Origin of the sequence: Streptomyces sp. ADI95-16, assembly GCF_003721495.1 — a bacterium.
In the GTDB taxonomy this organism is placed as follows: domain Bacteria; phylum Actinomycetota; class Actinomycetes; order Streptomycetales; family Streptomycetaceae; genus Streptomyces; species Streptomyces goshikiensis.
Genome location: NZ_CP033581.1, coordinates 361774 through 379029, shown reverse-complemented (window position 1 = coordinate 379029; position 17256 = coordinate 361774). Strand labels below are relative to the sequence as shown.

Annotated in this window: 12 protein-coding genes and 1 pseudogene; 3 read left to right on the top strand and 10 right to left on the bottom strand. The window is 68.7% G+C overall.

Annotated features, from left to right (window positions below; all coding sequences use genetic code 11):
• Positions 1-82: 82 nt before the first annotated feature.
• Both EES41_RS01990 and EES41_RS01985 read left to right on the top strand, forming a co-directional pair.
• Positions 83-1267 (top strand): hypothetical protein, encoded by a 1185-nt coding sequence (locus tag EES41_RS01990; RefSeq protein ID WP_164495706.1) that lies wholly within the window; start codon positions 83-85, stop codon positions 1265-1267.
• A gap of 370 nt (positions 1268-1637) precedes the next feature.
• Complete coding sequence (locus EES41_RS01985) at positions 1638-2114, top strand: AbfB domain-containing protein (RefSeq protein WP_123075087.1); 477 nt, start codon at positions 1638-1640, stop codon at positions 2112-2114.
• Positions 2115-2210: 96 nt separating this feature from the next.
• Here the strand turns inward: EES41_RS01985 and EES41_RS01980 are convergent, their stop codons facing one another.
• The 4 genes from EES41_RS01980 to EES41_RS01965 form a co-directional block, all read right to left on the bottom strand.
• Positions 2211-4271: a transglycosylase domain-containing protein gene (locus EES41_RS01980; protein ID WP_123075085.1), complete on the bottom strand. Its 2061-nt coding sequence runs from the start codon at positions 4269-4271 to the stop codon at positions 2211-2213.
• A gap of 503 nt (positions 4272-4774) precedes the next feature.
• Complete coding sequence (locus EES41_RS01975; RefSeq protein ID WP_164495705.1) at positions 4775-6085, bottom strand: cytochrome P450; 1311 nt, start codon at positions 6083-6085, stop codon at positions 4775-4777.
• A 313-nt stretch (positions 6086-6398) separates the two neighbouring features.
• Positions 6399-8042: a pyridoxal-dependent decarboxylase gene (locus EES41_RS01970; protein WP_254211264.1), complete on the bottom strand. Its 1644-nt coding sequence runs from the start codon at positions 8040-8042 to the stop codon at positions 6399-6401.
• Positions 8043-8395: 353 nt separating this feature from the next.
• On the bottom strand, positions 8396-9037 hold the full coding sequence (locus tag EES41_RS01965; protein ID WP_123075078.1) for a hypothetical protein: 642 nt from the start codon (positions 9035-9037) through the stop codon (positions 8396-8398).
• 293 nt (positions 9038-9330) lie between these two features.
• Between EES41_RS01965 and EES41_RS01955 the strand changes: the two genes are divergently transcribed.
• The gene (locus tag EES41_RS01955; RefSeq protein ID WP_254211263.1) at positions 9331-9795 is read left to right on the top strand and encodes a hypothetical protein; all 465 of its coding nucleotides are present in this window, start codon (positions 9331-9333) and stop codon (positions 9793-9795) included.
• Here EES41_RS01955 and EES41_RS42680 read toward each other — a convergent pair.
• From EES41_RS42680 to EES41_RS01925, 6 genes and pseudogenes are all read right to left on the bottom strand, one after another.
• Positions 9790-10158: pseudogene (locus EES41_RS42680) on the bottom strand (IS5/IS1182 family transposase); the annotation flags it as partial. The gene EES41_RS01955 and the pseudogene EES41_RS42680 sit on opposite strands and share 6 nt — an antisense overlap.
• Before the next feature lie 354 nt (positions 10159-10512).
• The gene (locus EES41_RS01945) at positions 10513-11733 is read right to left on the bottom strand and encodes an HTTM domain-containing protein (RefSeq protein ID WP_174261641.1); all 1221 of its coding nucleotides are present in this window, start codon (positions 11731-11733) and stop codon (positions 10513-10515) included.
• The gene (locus tag EES41_RS01940) at positions 11723-12463 is read right to left on the bottom strand and encodes a DUF5819 family protein (protein WP_123075071.1); all 741 of its coding nucleotides are present in this window, start codon (positions 12461-12463) and stop codon (positions 11723-11725) included. The genes EES41_RS01945 and EES41_RS01940 overlap by 11 nt, the downstream gene beginning before the upstream one ends.
• Before the next feature lie 112 nt (positions 12464-12575).
• Complete coding sequence (locus EES41_RS01935; protein WP_123075069.1) at positions 12576-14030, bottom strand: ice-binding family protein; 1455 nt, start codon at positions 14028-14030, stop codon at positions 12576-12578.
• Between the two features lie 1239 nt (positions 14031-15269).
• Positions 15270-16229: a hydroxymethylbilane synthase gene (gene hemC, locus EES41_RS01930; RefSeq protein WP_123075067.1), complete on the bottom strand. Its 960-nt coding sequence runs from the start codon at positions 16227-16229 to the stop codon at positions 15270-15272.
• A gap of 278 nt (positions 16230-16507) precedes the next feature.
• A complete protein-coding gene (locus EES41_RS01925) occupies positions 16508-17143 on the bottom strand; it encodes a hypothetical protein (protein WP_123075065.1) in 636 nt (211 codons plus the stop codon).
• Between the last annotated feature and the right edge of the window lie 113 nt (positions 17144-17256).

Genomic DNA, 17256 nt, shown 5'->3' with positions numbered 1-17256 from the left:
CGCTGCCGGCAGTGGGTACCTTGCGGCCCCAGGTACAGGGCTCCCGACGGCTGGTGTCAGTGGGGTTCGGCAGGATCACGGTATGAGTGATCTTGTGGCGGCAGACCTGTTCGACTCCGGCAACAACTGGAGCACCCGTACGCGCGCGCGGTTCACCGCGCTGACGCCCGAGTTGGGCGAGCTGGTCACGCACCTGGGGACGTCCGACGGGTTCTGGACCTGGCGGTACAAGGTCGACGCCGCCTGGAAGCGTCGGGCGCAGGCGCTGCTCAAGGCGGGCGGCGCCGACGAGCTGGTCCGGTACGCGGTGCGGGAGCTGGCTCGGGGCGGCTCGTTCCACGACATCGACGACCCCGAGCGGGCGATCCGTGAACTCGGGACGAGACCTGTCTCGCGGGCACGCGGTCTCGCGATCGGCTTCCTCCTCGCCGCCGGCTGGCTCCGCCGGGACGCGGACGGGCTCAGCGCCGACCTCGCGGCCGTTGCCCGCAAGAACGCTCAGGCCATGCCCACGTACCACCGTGTGGACGACGGCATCGCGGGCGCCGCCTTCAGCGCGCTCGGCGATCTGCCCGGCCCGGACGGGATGGAGGAACTGTGGGCCCTGCACTACGACGTCGCCCGCGCCCTGCACGCGCGGACGGCGCTGGTGAAGGCCGTGAAGAAGGCCGCGGCACGGCGTGACGTCCCCGCGCACGAACTGGCCGAGCGCACCGTGCCGCGGCACGGGCTGGAGCGGGACGGGACGCTGAGGGTCGGCTGGATCGGGAGCGGGGTGCTGTGGTGGAACGCCTCGGTGGACGCGGTCGTCACCCTGCACGCCACCGGGCAGGTCACCGTCGACTGGGCCGACGGGGAACACCTCACCCGCACGACGGCCCCGTTCCGTTCCCCGGCCGGGTACAAGACGCCGATGCGGGCCGACAGCGTGGACCTGGTCCGGCGCTACGCACAGGACATCGGCAAGGTCCTCGCGGAGGAGCGACGGTGGCTGGGCGCGCTGGCGGGCGAGGCGCGGACCTGGCTTTGGGCGGATTGGGTGCGGTACTACCGAGACCACGCGGTCACGGGTGTGGTGACGCGCGAGATGGCTTGGGAGTACCGGATGCCGGGCGAACCCGGATACCGGACGCTGGATCCGGGCGACGCCGTGCCGGCAGGCGACATGCCGGCCGGGACGGAGGTGCGGCTGCGGGCCGGTGTTGGCGCCGTGCCCGGCTCTGGCACCGAAGCCCGCGCGCTGAGTGTACGGGCAGAAGGCGCCTGACCAGCGTTCAGGCCCGCGTCCGCGATCAGAGCGGCGGTCCGGACGACCATGTCCAGCGCGAGCCGCCGCTTCAGCCGGTGACGCTCGTCATCGGGGGATACGGCAACCTCCCGACGGTTGCCCGGCTGGCGTCGGGACCGCGCCGGAGACCAGGCCGGAGCGTGACCGTGGCGCGCGGTCGTGCAACGCTGGCGTTCACGCCCCGGGCGGCGCATGCTGGAAGTAGTGCTCTCACCCGCATGGACGCTGGAGAGTGACAGCCTTCTCGGCTCTCACGCCCGTCCCCCGAAGCCGGCGTGGTTGATGCCGATGCGAGTAGTCCATTACTCCAACGCTCAACAAATGGGGGCATCATGGAAGGAGGGACGCTGTGGCCGTGCTCAAGCTTTCACTCTTCTCGAACAACTTTCCTGATTTCTTCATCATCGATCATGGCGGCCTTGTCGACATCGCTAAGATCGAAACCGAAGAGGACCGTCGTAACGCCACGTTCCAGTGGACCGGCCCCAGCCTGAACTTTGGCGAAAAGGGAATGCTGGTGCGAGCAGTTGCTCCGCCGGGCTTCTGTCTGCTCATCGCGACGTTCGACAACTTCCGCATACACAGCAAGTTCTTCACCGGGATCACAGATCCCCAGGTGAAGGCCCAAGTGATCGAGGAGTCAACCTACGTCCTCGAACAGGCGGAAATCGATCCGAACCAGGCCTCGTTCCGCTCCGTGAAGTTCCCGGATCGAGTCATCCGGCACAGGAACTTCGAGCTGTTCGCCGAGCCGGTGGTAACCCCCGACGACCTTCAGTCCGCATGCTTCAGGATTGACCAGCCACTCCACCCGGCCGATTTCTAGAGGATGTCCGCTGCCCCGTCGGCCCGGGGCGCGATCGACACGATCACGCCCCGGGCACCCGGGCCGACGCGGGAAACACGCCGCGCTTCAAGACCGTTACGGGCGGTTCTGGGGAGGACCGTCCGCCGGAAACGGCGGCGCGGGCGCCGCCACCTCGTTGTAAGCCTTCCAGATCAATGGCGGGAAGGCGCTGCCCCGCTCGGAATCGGGGCCGCCCACACCCTGCATGGGCAGCAGTGGCGGGACTTCGGGCTTCGTACGGAACATCGCGACCGAGGTGCTCAGTTCCTGTGTCGCGCCGATGAACCAGGCCGAGTTCATATGGTCGTTCGGCCCGGTCTTGCCCGCCCAGGACGGAAGGTAGGTCCCCTGGCCGCTCGGCGGTCCGACCGTGCTCCAGCTCACCTGGCGCAGCGCCGCGCCGACGATCGAGGCTGCCTCGGCGCTCATTGCCCGCCGCGGTCTGGCCGGGCCCAAGCCGTCCACCGCGACGCCGTTCCGTTCGACCTTGGCCACCGAATACGGTTCGGTGGCCCGGCCCTCGTTGACGAAGGCCGTATAGGCGCTGGCCAACCGGACGGCGCTGGGGGTGGAGGTACCGATGGAGAAGGTCGGCTCCAGCTTGGCCATGCTCTCCTCCCGCAGTCCCGACGCGACCGCGAGTTCCTTGACCCTCTTCAGCCCGATCTTCTTGCCGGTCTCCACGAACGGCGTGTGGTCGGAATTCACCAGAGCCGAGTGGAGGTCCATGGGTGCCATCGGCGGCTTTGTCGGCCTGGGTTTCAGGGGGTCGGGGTCAGCGTCCTCGGCGAAGCGTTCCTTGCCTTCGAACTCCTTCTCCAGAGCGGCGGCGTACACGAAGGGTTTGAAGGCCGAGGCCGCAGGCACGCCTGAGGTGTCCGCGTTGTTGGTGAAGTGCTCGATCGCGTCGGAGCCGCCGTAGACCGCGACGATCGCTCCGTCCTTGGGGCGTATCGAGGCAGCGCCGACCTCCACGTATTGGTCCTCCGTGCGCTTTTCCGGGTCGAGTCGTTCCGCGCGTACCTGCTCGACGGCCTTGGCCAGCGCGAGCACCTTGTCCTTCTCGAAGGTGGTGTGGACGTTGTAGCCCCCACCGGCCAGATCCTTGTCCGTGATACCGCTGCGGCTCTTGAGGGACTTGTTGACGATGTCGACGAGGTAGCCGATCTGCCCCGCCTGGCTGGTCGGCTTGACGGGAGGCTTCGGCTCGGGGAACTTCGTGTACTTCGCGCGTTCCCCGGCGCTCATCGAACCCGTGTCGACCTGACGGTCCAGAATCCAGCTCCAGCGGTCTTCCGCGCGTTGGTGGTTGGAGGCGCTGAGGGACGGGTCGAAGCTTTCCGCGCCTTTGAGGACAGCCGCCAGCAGAGCTCCCTGACTGGGGTTCAGCTCTTTGGCGGGGATGCCGTAGTACGCGTACGAGGCTGCCTGGACGCCGTACGCGTCTCGGCCGAACCAAGAGGTGTTGAGATAGCCCTCCAGAATCTCCGACTTGGGCTGCTGCCTGCTGACCTTCAGGGAGAGGAAGAGTTCCTTGATCTTGCGGTCTACGGTCTGGTCCTGGCTCAGGTAGGTGTTCTTCACGTACTGCTGGGTGATCGTCGAGCCGCCCTGGGTCTCCTTGCCCTTGACGATGTTGACGGCGGCGCGGCCGATGCCCGTCACCGAGACGCCCGCGTCGCTGTAGAAGTCCGCGTTCTCCGCCGCGACGACGGCGTGCTGGACGGAATCGGGCACCTGCGAGAGCTCCACGTCCTGCCGGTTCACATCGCCGACGCTCACCATCCGGCTGCCGTCCGCCCAGTAGTACACGGTGGCCTGCCGGCTCGCGGAGTCGTGCGGATTCGGGATCTCAACGCGCATGTAGACGGCGGTGAAGAGGCCGGCGAGGGCGCCGGCGAAGAGCAGGAACAGGCCGGAGGTCAGCTTCCAGGAGGGCGTCCAGCGCCGCCAGCCCCGCCGGCCGCGCCGGGGGAAGTCGATGAGGGGGCGACGGGCCTTCCTGCCTGGTCTCCTGCGGCTCTTTGCTCGGCTTGTAGTGCGCCGTGTGCGCTCGGCACCTTCCCTTTGCTCCGGGCCACAGGTGTCTTCCGTATTGCCGGTGCGGTCCGCACGGCGTTTGCGGGGCAGCCTCATAGAGGATGCGGACCTCCTCGATCGAGAGCCGTCACTTCGGGGGTGGTGACGGACTCAGCCGAGAAGATGATCAGACTGCGGTCGTGGTTGGGTCGTTCATGAAATCTTCATACGGGGGGCGGGACTTGGGTCGTGTCCTCTGTGCACGGTGAGGTGGCCGAGTCGCTCGTAGCGGCAGAGAGAGCTGCAGATACGGGTGCGGAACTCGCCGAGTGGCGGCGTACCAGGCAGCTCCTTGTGGTGACCGGTCGGCCCGTACGACCTGGACGACGAGGCCGTCGCCGAAGAGGGGCGCGCCGGAGACCGGCGCCGTGAGGAGACCCTCCGAAGGTTCGATTTCGACACCAACCCCAACATCGACGCCGCCGCGATCCACACCCTCGCCCGCTACGGCCGCGTTGATCTCGCCGTCGCCTGGACCCCGCTGTGGGACTACTCCTCGCCGCGTGACGCCGCCTTCGCGGTACCTCCGACCGGAACCCCTGCACCATCGAGAACGCGTCTCACTGACCGTGCGTTCGACCCGCCCCGCGATCCTGGCCTCCGGACCGCATCAACCTGAGCGCAGGATCGTGGCCCGGCCCCTTACGGGTGGACGGCGTCAGTTGTGCTGACACTGTCCGGCGGTGGCCCGGCGTGTACTCGGTTGCGGAGTCGCCGAGGCCGTCCACGCATAGGCGTGCGGTGTAGCGGGCGTCCCAGCCGGCCACACGGGACTGCTTCGAGCGGTCGGCGCGAACGGCGGGGTGGACGTCGAGGATGCCAGCGACCAGGCCTTCCACGATGGCGGGGATGAACGCGCGCACGAGGCAGGCGTGTTCTCCGTAGCCGAAGGTGACCAGAGGCTGCCGTCGGCGGCGGAGATCGAAGGTGTCGGGCCGCTCGAACACCGTCTCGTCGCGGTTCGCGGAGCCGATCGCGGCCCGGACGTGGGCGCCGGCGGGCAGGCGTGCGCCGCCCAGCTCCACCGGCCGGGTGGTCATGCGGTCGGCGAGCCCGAATGGTGGCATCCAGCGCAGGACTTCGTGAACGGCATCGCCGAGAAGCTCCGGGTGGTCCCGGACGAGTCCCCGCTGGTCCGGGTCGTTGAACAGCGCGACCAGGAGGTTGCCCGCCGCCCACCCCGGTTCGGGAAGGGACGGGAGGATCACGCGGATTGTCGGGAGGATCTCCGCGACGCCTCGCGGACACGCGCTTCCAGGGGTGATGTGCCGCCACCGTGCGATCGCCGAGGACGGGTCCGGGCCGAGGCCTTCGAGCCAAGGGGTAAGCGCGGCATCGAGCTCGTTCATGGCGGCGGCCGACACCGCGAGCTTGGCGGGGTCCCCCGGATCGAGGGCGCCCAGCCATAGGGCCCGTGCCAGGCGCAGCAGGGTCGTGCTGTCCGCCTTGAGGCTCAGCATCCACCGGAACACCTCTGCCGCGACGGGTTGCAGGACCTCGCCCATGAGGTCCGCTTGCCCGTGCATGCCGGAGACCCGCTCGATGACCAGCTTCCGTGCGTACTCTCGGGCCAGACCGGCCCGTTCGGGCTCGAAGACCTCCTCGACGCTGGCGCGCAGCCCTCTGTGGAGGTCCCCGCTGCTCGACAGGATGTTGTCCGATCCGAAGATCTCCGACATGGCGGACGGAAAGCCGGTGGTGAAGGTCTGGCTGTGGCTCATCACCTGACGCACGTCCTGCCAGCGCGTGACGAGCCAGCAGCCGAGCGCGGGGATCTCGGCCACGGGGTGGTCACGTCGAAGCCGCTGATAGATCGGATAGGGATCCGCGTACAGCATCTCCGGCGTGATCGTGTCCAGGAACGAGGCCATGCGTCCTCCCGAATTGCTTGGCAGGCAGTCTTCGTCGATTTCCGGGAACCCGGAGATGGGGAACCGCTGTTGGACCGGCGGCCACCGAGCTCTTCCCGCGCTGGGCCGCCACGGGGCCCGCCGAGCCGGATGGAACGACGAATCCGCCTGCCGGCCCATCGGCGATCTTGGAAGCCGGACGCCCCGTGCCTGTTCGGCCACGGGGTCCGGCGGCGGGTTGCGCCCTCGGCCTGTTGTACCGCGTGCGGGGATGCGCGGGGCAACAGCGTCAGGAGGCGGGCGGCCGGTCGCGGTCCGGCTGCCCGCCGTCGGGTCAGCGCTGGCGGGGGAGCGGGGGTCGTTCGGCGTCCTGTTCGGCGGAGCGGTCGAACGCTCCGGGGCGGGAGAGGTCGTCAAGGAGCTCGTCGATGAGCTCCTGCGTGACGTGCGGCATCACGTAGACGTGGCTGTAGTCGTGCCGGCGGCCACCGAGGTTGAGCGGTACGCAGGCGAGCGAGTACTTCCGCGCGATCTCGGCGCGGGGCTGCTGGAACCAGACGCTGAGCGCGTGGTCGCCGTGGCCGACCTCGATGCCGTCCTCGGCCCAGGGCTCGCCGCGTTCCCGCAACTGCTCACTGAGGCTCCTGAGGCGTTCCGCCGTGTACTCGGCGATCCGCAGGACCTCGGCGGCCTGCCGTACCTGCTGCTCCTCGCTGAACTGCGCGAGGTGGTTCCACATGGCCAGGGAGGCGAATCCGCTGCGGGAGCCGGCGAACGTGCTGTCCGGGGAGGAGACCACCGCGGGGTCCGACGGCGGCCGCAGCTTGGATCCCGCACGGGACATGTAGATCCCGGTGGGGACGGGCGCACCGGGGTACTTGTGGCCGCTGGTGACGATCGAGGACACCTCGGGAATCCGGAAGTCGAACACCGGGGGCGCGCTGTCGATGAGCCCGTTGTCGCGGGCCTTCTCCAGGTACGGGGCGTAGGCGCCGCCGAGGGCTCCGTCGACGTGGATCCAGTAGCCGTTGCGGACACTGATCCGCTCCGGGTCGTCGGGGTCGAAGCGCACGGCGCGGTCGACGAGGCCGTGCTTCTCGAAGACCGGTCGCAGGCGCTCGCAGGCGGTCTGGACGTCGTCGTAGGCGCCCTTGAAGACGCTGCCGACGTTGAAGTTCACCAGGACCGGGTGGCCCTTGGCGGCGAAGAAGTCCACGAGGGCGACCAGGGCGTTGACGTCGACCGTGCCGGGCCCCTCGTCGCCGCCGGTGGTCGGGACTCCGCCGAGCGGCCAGCCGTTGTAGGTCTGCGTGCCGGTACCGGCCACATCGATGGGGCACTCGCCCGGGTAGAGGCTTCCGCCCAGGTCGTAGAAGGTCGGGATGTCCAGCACCCGCATCGCCTTGATGTGCGAGTAGTGCGTCTCCTGCGAGAAGAACGCCACCGGGGCGTAGGCGTTGGGGTTGTCGTCGGGGTGCTTGGCCCGCAGGTAGCTGGTCCGGCAGCTGGCGTCGCCGGAGACCTCGTCACGCACCAGGGCATTGCCGTCGAGGTAGTCGCGCGCGTTCCACATCGCGTACAGGTTGCCCTCGGTGCTGCCCATGGACAGCACGTACCCCCACCCGTCCTCGTTCCCGGGGTGAGCCGGGTCGTGGGGCAGGGGGGCGTGCCACAGGCGGGCGTAGTGCTCCAGGACCGCCCGCTCCAGCCACCGCGAGTGGAGGCTGTAGTTGCTGTCGACGAACGGGTCCCCGATGTTGTTGATGTGGTAGCCCAGGAAACGCCCGAGGGCGGCGTGGCCGTCGAGCGACAGGTTGACCTGGTACCCGAGCAGGCGCCCGCTCCGCTCGCAGAGGTACCCCTCCAGCTTGGCGAGGACCGCGATCCGCTGCTCATCGCTGTAGGCGCCGGTACCCAACCGGTAGTCGTCGTTGGCCGGCAGCGCCGCCAGAGGAGTATCGGAGTGTTCGGTAATCATTCCATGTCCTATTCTGAACAATCTTGCCGAACTGGCGTTCAGGCGCTGAATCGCCACCAGACGGCAACGGCAACGGCTTCGGCAGACGCGCGTATCCTCAAGCGATCAATGCGGTTGCGAGAGTTCGTCTGCCTGTACGACATTCCATGCGCGGACAGCCGGAGCAGCCCGCCGGCCGGGATGCTGGCCTGCGTAAACGGCGGCGATCGCCATGCCCGACTGCCCTGCCCAGGGGCCTCGCGGCACACAGGATATGCGTGACATGGCGGCCCCATTGCCCGCCTGTCTACGTTTACTCTCGCTCTAGTCATTCCGGGTGAAAAGGGTTTGCTTCTCAATTCCCGGGAGCGCCTTCAGGAGTGACGTTTCGGTGGCTCTCGGGATGACAGCTTCGTGTCATGAGGAGCGCGCTGATGCCCGAATTTGCTCTCTTCCGGCCGAGCAAGTCGTCCGGGACCTGTCCGACCGCGCCGGCCGCCGCGGCGGGGGCACCGATCCACGGAATCGACGTAGCCGCCTCTCCGCGTCAGGGGTTCCCCGTCCGTCGGAGATTCGTGGGGCTCCAGGGCGCGCAGGATGGGGGACAGGCGGCTCAGCGAATAGGCGGTCCGCTCGGAATCCGAGCCCTCGCGCGGATCGGTGAGCGCGATGACGGAGCCCGCTTGCCGGACAAGGCCTGGCCACTGGATCTGGTGCGTGAGGATCGCTACGAGTCTGATCGCAGCCGTGATGGAGCGGCGGTTCGCAGGCGGATGCTCCCGCAGCAGTTCGACGATCGGCCGGGCGATCTCGCTCTCCGCCTCGGCGGTGCCGAACCGGATGGTGAAGGCCTGGCTGAGGTCATCGACGGCTTCCTCGTACCGCCGCGCGTACAAGCGGACCCCGCCGCGGCCCATCAGGGGCCACGAACATCCCGGGTGGCCGGAAAGGGCTCGGTCGAAGTCCTGCTCCGCTTCCCCGAGCCGGTCCGCCTCCCACAGCAGCCAGCCGCGCATCGCGAAGGCGCCCTCCTACCTGTCGTCGAAGGAGACCGCATGGTGGAGGTCGGACAGGGCTTCGGTGTCGCGCCCCAGGCCGTGCGGTGCCCAGGCGCGGAGCGTGTACGGCCGGGCCCGGCCGCGTGGACCGTGTTTCGCACAGCCGCTGGCGCAGGTGGAGAAGGGCGTTGGTGTCGGCTACCGCCGCGAGTTTCGCGAGCAGGTCCCGGATCCGCGGATCGTCGCCGTCGCGTACGGCCTGGACGATCTGGGAGCTGTCCGGCCGATCATGAGGTGGGTACTCTTGGCTCGTGATTGATCATGGTATTGCTCTGCCCCACTACCGCCTCCATGTCGTTCCTGCCGTCGTGGCGCTGGCCAGCCCGACATGGCAGCGAGAGGTGTGGCTCGATCCGGATCAGTTCGAAGACCTCAACTACACCGTGCGTGTGCTTTTCGACGACTTCTGCGATGCGGACAATCCGTCGCCCTGGCTGGGGCAGTGCCTTCGCAGCGAGGAGGAAGTTGAGCTGATGGCAGGTATTGGTACCGCCTACAGCGCGGTGCAGGACTCGGTCGGCGCCGCTGCCCGCGACGAGGCTTATCTGGACTCACCGGTCTGGTCCGCTGTCGTCGCCGCGGCGGCCCGGTTGGCCCAGGTGCTGGTGTCCAATGATCACTCGGCGTTGAGCAAACTGCATGACGCCGGCTACCGCTGGCCGCTCGGCGCCGAGCCGGTTGGGTCCGAGACGGATGACCAGCACGGCGAATCATGACCGCAGCCAGATGACCAGGGCCGCGGCGGTGACCGTTCCGAGGAAGACGTAGCCGCGCTTGTCGTACCGCGTTGCCGCGGCCCGGGAGTTCTTCAATCGATTGATGGCTCGTTCGACGGTGTTGCGCTTCTCGTACTGTTCCTCGTCGAAGCCCGGCGGTCGGCCGCCTCGTGATCCTTTGCGTAGGCGAGCGGCCTGGCTGTCGACCTCTCCGGAATCGTGTGCCGGATACCCCGACGCCGCGCGTACTCGCGGCAGGGCCGATGCTGTATCCCTCGTCTGCCGCGACGCTGGCGGGCTTTTGCGGGGCCGGCCCGGGCCGAGGCGGGGAACGCGGATCTTCTCCAGTACTGGCACGAACTGCGTGCAGTCCGCCCGTTGTCCTGCGACCGGCGACGGCACCTCGGCCGCCGAATCCCGGCTCGTCCCGGACAAGGTCGGCCGCGGCTCCTCCCGCCAGGCCCTGGACGCCGCCCTGCGCGCCCGCTCCTCCACCTCCCTGCTCGGCATACCCCGATCACCAAGAACAAGGAGAGCTGAATACCCCGGCACTTCGCCGACCTGACCGGCGCCGCGACGCTGCCGACCGGCACCTTCCAGCTCGCGCACCGCGTTGTGGACGACCTCGACCACAACAGGGCGCCATGCGCGACTGGGCGGCCGCACCAGCGACCTCGCCCTCGACACACGTGCTGCGCTACGGTCCGCGCGGCTGGTTCAGCTCTGGTCGGACGTAAGCCCCGTTGTAAGCGCAGTGCCCTGCTGTCCTGCCGGGGTTCGATGCTTCGAGCCGGGTCCGCCGGGCCTGCCCTGCGGAGGTACGGATGCGGATCCCGCTGCTCGGGCGGGTGCCGGGGGCCGCATTCCTGTGCGCCGGGCTGCGTGTCGCCACAGGTGAGGCAGGAAGGCGTAGAAGCGGTCGGGAAGGAACACGGCGTCGGCAATGATCATCGCGCCGGAGAAGAGCGGCAGTCCCAGGAGTACCGCGATGCCGATGTGCATGCCCAGCAGCACGGTCAGGACGGGGTACTTGAGCCTGCCGAAGAGTACGAACGGGAAGGCGACCTGCAAGAGCACCGTCAGGTAGCTGGCGATCGCGATCACCATCGGGTACTCGTCCACGAGGTGGGAGAGCGCGGGCCAGGGCTGGAAGAGTTCGAGGTTCAGCGCGTAGTGGAGAGCGGTGCCGCTGCCCCAGGTCGAGCCCTGGATCTTGTACAGGCCGGCCGATCCGTAGAGGAAGCAGACCTGTGCCGCGATGACGAGGATGCCGCAGTTGTGCACCACCGTGGTCAAGGTGGCGCGGGCATCGTGGAGTTGTTGTGCGGAGAAGCTCCTCACCGGCTCCAGCGCCTCGCCCGCACCGGCGGCCTTGAGCCGGTTCCTGCGTGCGTCCAGGGACCAGCGCCGACCGCACGCGGTGAGGACGAGGTAGAGGGTCATCAACAGGATCAGGTTGTCGCCCCCGTCCGTCATGAAGATCGATCTGGCATGGAACGAGCTCACCACGACGGCGAAGAGGACGGACATGGCGCGGGTCCGCCAGCCCAGCATGAACAGCGCGGACGTGAGGAGGGCCATCGCGTAGCAGAGTTCGAAGTAGGCGCGGCTGTCGGACAGGAGCAGGATGCTGTTCCAGCCCGTCTGGTCGAAGAGCTGCTGCGCCAGCGCCGGTGTCCAGGGGGAGCCGGGGCCCCAGATCTCGTCACGGTGCGGGAACTCGCGCACCAGAAAGACCAGATAGAGCAGCCCGTAGCCGATGCGCAGAACCGACGCGGCGTACAGGGAGACCGGCCGGTCGGTGAGAAGCGACCAAAGAGTGCCGATCAGGTCGCGGAGCCACCGGTGGGCCGTGCCGGCGATCGAAGCCTCCTGGGCCGCGGGCCGGTGCGGCGTGGCTGCCGTGGACGGGGGCTGGGGGATCTGCTCATTTCCCATGGGAGGTCACCTTCCACCAGGGGAGGAGCCGGTCCTCGGTGGGTGCCGGCTGGCGGGTCCCGGCCGCTGTGCCGGGCGCAGCGACGGGCAGCGTAATGACCCGGAGCTGAATGAACTCGAAAGCGCGACCGTCGTTGTGAGCGGCGACGCGGTCCGCGGCGATGTTTCGCAGGTACGTCTGCAACATCACGGCCCGCTCCGAGCGTGCCGTGTCGCTTCCTCCGTGTGTCTCGACATAGGAGGTCCAGGCACGGCGCAGGAGGTTCTGGGACGTATGGCTCGGGAATACGTTGTGGTCGACCGCGGAATGGTCCACGGCAGCCAGGTCGAACCAGGGGGTCACCTGCACCGACCCCTTGGAATCGGTGTGTGCGGTTCTCGCCAGGATGTTCCGGTTGAAGGAGTCGGGGTCCGGGGCGAAGAGCCGCCAGTTCTGTTCGAAGAGCGGGTACACCCATCCGTTGACCTGTGAGCTGTACCGCTTCGACACAGGATTGGCGGGGGCCACATGAAGGAACACCAGGACGACGTGGACCAGAGCTGTCACCAGACAGAGGGCTACAGCGGTGTACAGCCCTGCCTTCAGCGTACGGACACCCATGGGCGGCTTATCCGGTCTGACCGCTTCATCGTGGAACTCCTGGGGGGCCGGACCGGAATCGGACGCCTGAAATTCCTTCACGCCCGCAGATTCAATTCCGCTCGACACTTCCCACCCGGTCTTTCTCATGTCTGCTGTTCGCCTGGGGTCTCCGCGACCGTCACCCGCGGCGCGCGGCGGATTCGGTGAGGATTCCGCCGCGCGCCGTCATCCGATGAACGGGCTTCGTGCCGCCTGCTGCCTAGCCCTCGTGGCCTTCGTTGTCTTCGTGACCCTCGTGACCCTCGTGACCCTCGTGGCCCGCGGGCTTGTTGCCGTAGCCGAAGTGGTCGCCGGGCTTCCCGTCGTGGCCGTGGTCGTGGTCCGGCTTACCGGGTCCCTCGTCGTGCCCGTGGTCCGGCCCGCCGTGCTCCAGCCCGTGGTGCTCCGGGCCTCCGTGGTCCGGCCCGCCGTGCTCCAGCCCGTGGTGCTCCGGGCCTCCGTGGTCCGGCCCGCCGTGCTCCAGCCCGTGGTGCTCCGGGCCTCCGTGGTCCGGCCCGCCGTGGTCCGGTCCGCCGGGCTGGCCACCGTGCCCGCCGGTGACGTTGCCCCCGGTGATGGTCCCGCCAGTCGTGTTACCACCGGTCGTGTTGCCACCGGTGCTGTTCCCAGCCGTGTTGCCCGACGTGTTACCGGAGGTGTTTCCGGCGATGTTCCCCGAGGTACCGCCGGACACGAGGTCGACGATCGGTCCGCCCAGGAGGCCACCACCGATCAGACCCACGGTCGTGCCGGTCGTCGTGCCGGCGGTCGGCGTTCCGGTGGTGCCCACGGTCGTGCCGGTCGTCGTGCCGGCGGTCGGCGTTCCGGTGGTGCCCGTGGTCGTGCCCGCGGTCGGCGTTCCGGTGGTGCCCGTGGTTGTGCCCGTGGTCGTGCCCACGGTCGTGCCGGTCGTCGTACCAGTCGTCGTTCCGCCGGTGGCGCACCCGCCGAGGAAGATCCTGTTGGTGTCGAGCGTCACCGCACCGTTACGGGCCAAGGCCCGACCCTCGATGTTCGTCCCCGTGGTAACGCTGATCGAGGTCAGGGCCATGATGGTGCCCACGAAGGTGGAGGTGGTGCCGAGGGTGGCCGAACTCCCGATCTGCCAGTACACGTTGCACGCCGAAGCGCCGTTCGTGAGGAGCACCCGGCTGTTGGATGCCGTCGTCAGGGCTTCAGGGATCTGGAACACCCAGACGGCGTTGGGGTCACCCCCGGCGTCCAGGATCAGGTCGCCGGTGAGTCCGACACCGGAGACAGCGGTGTGGACGCCCGGAAGCAGTGTCTGGCCGGCGCCGATTCCCGCCGCAAGCGCGAAGTCCGTGGCCTGGCCCGCGGCGTTGTTGTACGCCTGGACCAGGTCGGACTTGGCCTGAAGTGCCACGGCGTCCGCAGCGTGCACGGCGCCGAGCACCAAGCCGGGCGGGAATCCGGAGATGGCCGGGTTCGGGTGCGTCCCGAGGTCGTGACCGATCACGGAGGGGCCGGTGTTGGTCACCCCCTGGCCTGCCAGAACGGAGTAGCTGGCGGTTGTAGCCAGGGGCACGGGTGTCGCGATGGCCAGTGCCGGCGTGGGCAATCCGGCGACCATCACAGCGACAACCGTTCCGGCGACGGCCGTGGCCAGCCAGCCGGACAGGGTGCGACGCGGAGCCGCTTGGAACTTCAGCTTCATCAAGAGGCCATTTCCTGTGGAGGCGGAGGCGCCCCGGGTCCTAGCGTTGGCCCGGGAAGCCCTGGTGTGTCGCCGCCGCATATTACGCAGGAAAATTCACGCACCAACCATGGCTAAGGCGCGGAGGGGGATTAATACAAACACATTCCGTGGTCGAATTTGCGATTAAGGTAATCGAACTCGCATTGTCGATCATCCGACATTCCCCCGAATGGGTAGAGCTCGATTAACTCGCAAGGGGCAGCACCGCACACCTGCCCAAATAAATTCCACCCGCGCACATGGAGATGTACCGCCAGTCAGGCGATCTCGCGAACCCCGCAGGGCGGGCGTGGCGGCAGTTCGTCGTCAAATCAGCTACGCCCGAGGTCACTGACCTTGAGGCTTTGCCATGAAGCGGATGACGGAAATCGAACCCGCCCCATGAGCCTGGGAATCCACGCGGAGCCGTCAGTACCGTGCCTGACCTGTATAGAAGACCCTGTTGGTGCCCGCGCCGCAGAGGTGCCATCAGGGCTTTGAGACTGAACGCGGTCAAGAACTTGCTGCGGACAGGTCGACGACGATCGGCTTGCCTGATCTCCCGGCGACCTCAACGGCCAGCGCCTTCAATTCCGTGCGTGCTCGTCTACTTTCAAGTCGGCTTCCAGAAGGATCAGCTCAAGGCGTGGCCATTCCGACACCACGCGGAGGGGATTGCCGCAGAGCCCATCACGCGTCTCACTCTCGACACGTCGAAGCAAGTGACGAACCCGCGCCGAGGCTCCTCACTGCTGTGGGGAAGGGTTGCCGAGGCACCGGTGTTGCGGGCCGGAAGGCTGCGGACCTGTTCTTGGGCGTAGTGGGAGGCCCCTGCGATGAGGCGCAGACCCAGCCGTCGCGGCGAGCATTGGCCGTGCCCTGGACGAAAGCCTCGGCCAGGGGGCGTCGTAGGCGCCGCGCAGGTCCGCGACGGTGGTGAGGCGGGTAGGCGGGTAGGCGGATCGGCGCTGGCGCAGCGGCCCACCGGGCCGTCGTTGTCACCGGCGGGACGGAAGGCGGACAGGGCTGCAGTCAGGAACCGTCCCGGTTTCTGCGCGGCCGCAATCCGTGGTCCCACACCCCGTACCGGCCGTACCTGTCGTGCACCACCTCGTCCACCGACAGCCGTACCGCACCCGTAGGTTCGAGTACCTGCCTGGAGTCCACGGGGCACCGCCTCGATCGCCGACGTCTGCCCGCACCCAGCCTGAGGTTCGGTCATGCGGGTCGTCCGAGAAGCCGTGCTGCCCCGGCGCCGAGCAGTTGTTGGCCCGCATCCTGCCCGACAGCGGAGGGCGTCGTCGCGGGACCGGATGCGCTGGTGCGCAGAGGGGTGCCGCCGGCCGGGTCGAGAACGGCCGCGTGCACGGTGACGACTCCCGACACCGGATCGAGAGCGGCGTGGGCGGAGGCCGCGGTCAGGCACCCGCCGTGCAGCGTGGCGAGCGCGGCCCGCTCAGCGTCGAGCAGGATCCGGGTAGGGGCATGAGTGAGAGGGGCGAGCAGCCCCCCGGTGGCGGGGTCGTCGGATCGGTGCTCGACGATCACGGTCCCCGCGCCGGCCGCGGGCAGCCATACGGCGGGGTCGAGGATCTCGGAGGCCCGGTGCTCGTGGCCGAGCCGGCGCAGGCCGGCCAGAGCGGCGATCATGACGTCCGCGCCGAGCCTTCCCTCGTCGAGTGCGCGCAGCCGGCTGTCGGCGTTGCCGCGGATCGGTACCTGCACGAGCGTTGGGTGGAGGGCTTTGAGAAGGGCTGACCGGCGGGGTGCGCTGGTCCCGACCCTGGTGCCCGGCGGCAGTTCGGCGAGCGTGGTCACGGGGTGTCCGGTCGGGAGAACGAGGACGTCGCGGGTGTCTTCTCGGGGCAGGACCGCTCCGATGGCGATGCCGGGGGAGCGGTCGTGGGGGCCGGGCACGTCCTTGGCACACGCGATCGTGGCCTGGACGCGGCCGTCGAGGAGATACCGGTCCGCGTTGCGGGTGAAGGCCCCTTTGCCTCCGATCGCCGAGAGCGGGCCACGGTGCCGGTCGCCCTCGGAGGCGATTTCGACGATGTCGAGGACCACCTGCGGGTACCGGGCCCGGAAGGCGTCGGCGAAGCGCCCGGTCTGTTCCAGGGCCATGGGGCTGGGCCGGGTACCCAGCCGGACGGTGGTGAGGTCGATTGCGCTGGTCATCAGGGTCGGACTCCATGGGCGGTTGCGAGGCGGTTGCGGGGCGGTCGGGCAGGAGACGAGCGAAGGCGGCCTGGAGGGCCGCGTCCGCTGTCAGGGTGCTGGTGTCGATCCGGGCGCCCAGCCGGTCCGGATCGACATGAGGACGAGCTGGACGAGCCCGCGCGACAGGCGCAGGGGGGTGCGAAAGCCTCGGCAGCGCAAAGGTGGCTTGAGCGCGGTCATGGGCACGATGACGTGACCGCCGGTGCGTTCGGCGATCTCGCCGATGTAGGCAGCGGTCAGGCGCCGCCAGGGTGCTCTTCCCGCTGCCGAAGCCCCCGTTGATCCAGATGATCACTGCTCGTCGCGCCTCCCTTGTGCCGCGTTCCGTCCAACGGCAGGGCGGGCGGCCTCGTCACGGCCCGGCCCGGCCAGCCGATCACGACGCGGCAGTCGCTCTTCTCGACGACGTATCCGGCGGGGAGCGCGGAGTCGGGGGTGCCTGCGGGCATCACCGTCAGCCGGGGCTTGGCCCGGTCCCACAGTTCCCGGTCCCAGGTGTGGACTGCTGCGGCCATGGCGTCCGCAACGGCCTTGCCGTCCGTGCCGAAGCCTTGCACCCCGAACTCGCACGTGGACGAGCCGTTTGCCTCGTCGTGCTCGCGTCGTTCCGTCATCAGGCAGGCCGGCGAGTGGTCGCGGACGACGGCTGCGGGATCTGCCCCCTTCGGAAGCCTCACCGGGCCCCACCGTTCCGCAGCACGCTCCAGGCCGTCGAGCGGGGCAGGGGTGTCATCCCGGCTGCCGGCGCCCCGCATGGGGGCGAATCCGCACGGGCTGATCTCCGTGGACACCCGCACGGGGGCTCCGTGGGTGCCGTCGCCGAGGACGCCCCGGACCCGGTCCGCGTATCCGGTCTCGGTGTGGCTGAGCACTTCACCTGGCGAGAGAGCCACCGTCCGAGTGGCTCTGTTGGTCAGTAGTGAGAGCGTTCGCTGCCCAGGGGCCGAGAACGCCCCGGGCACGAGGAGCGGAGAGGTGGCAGGAT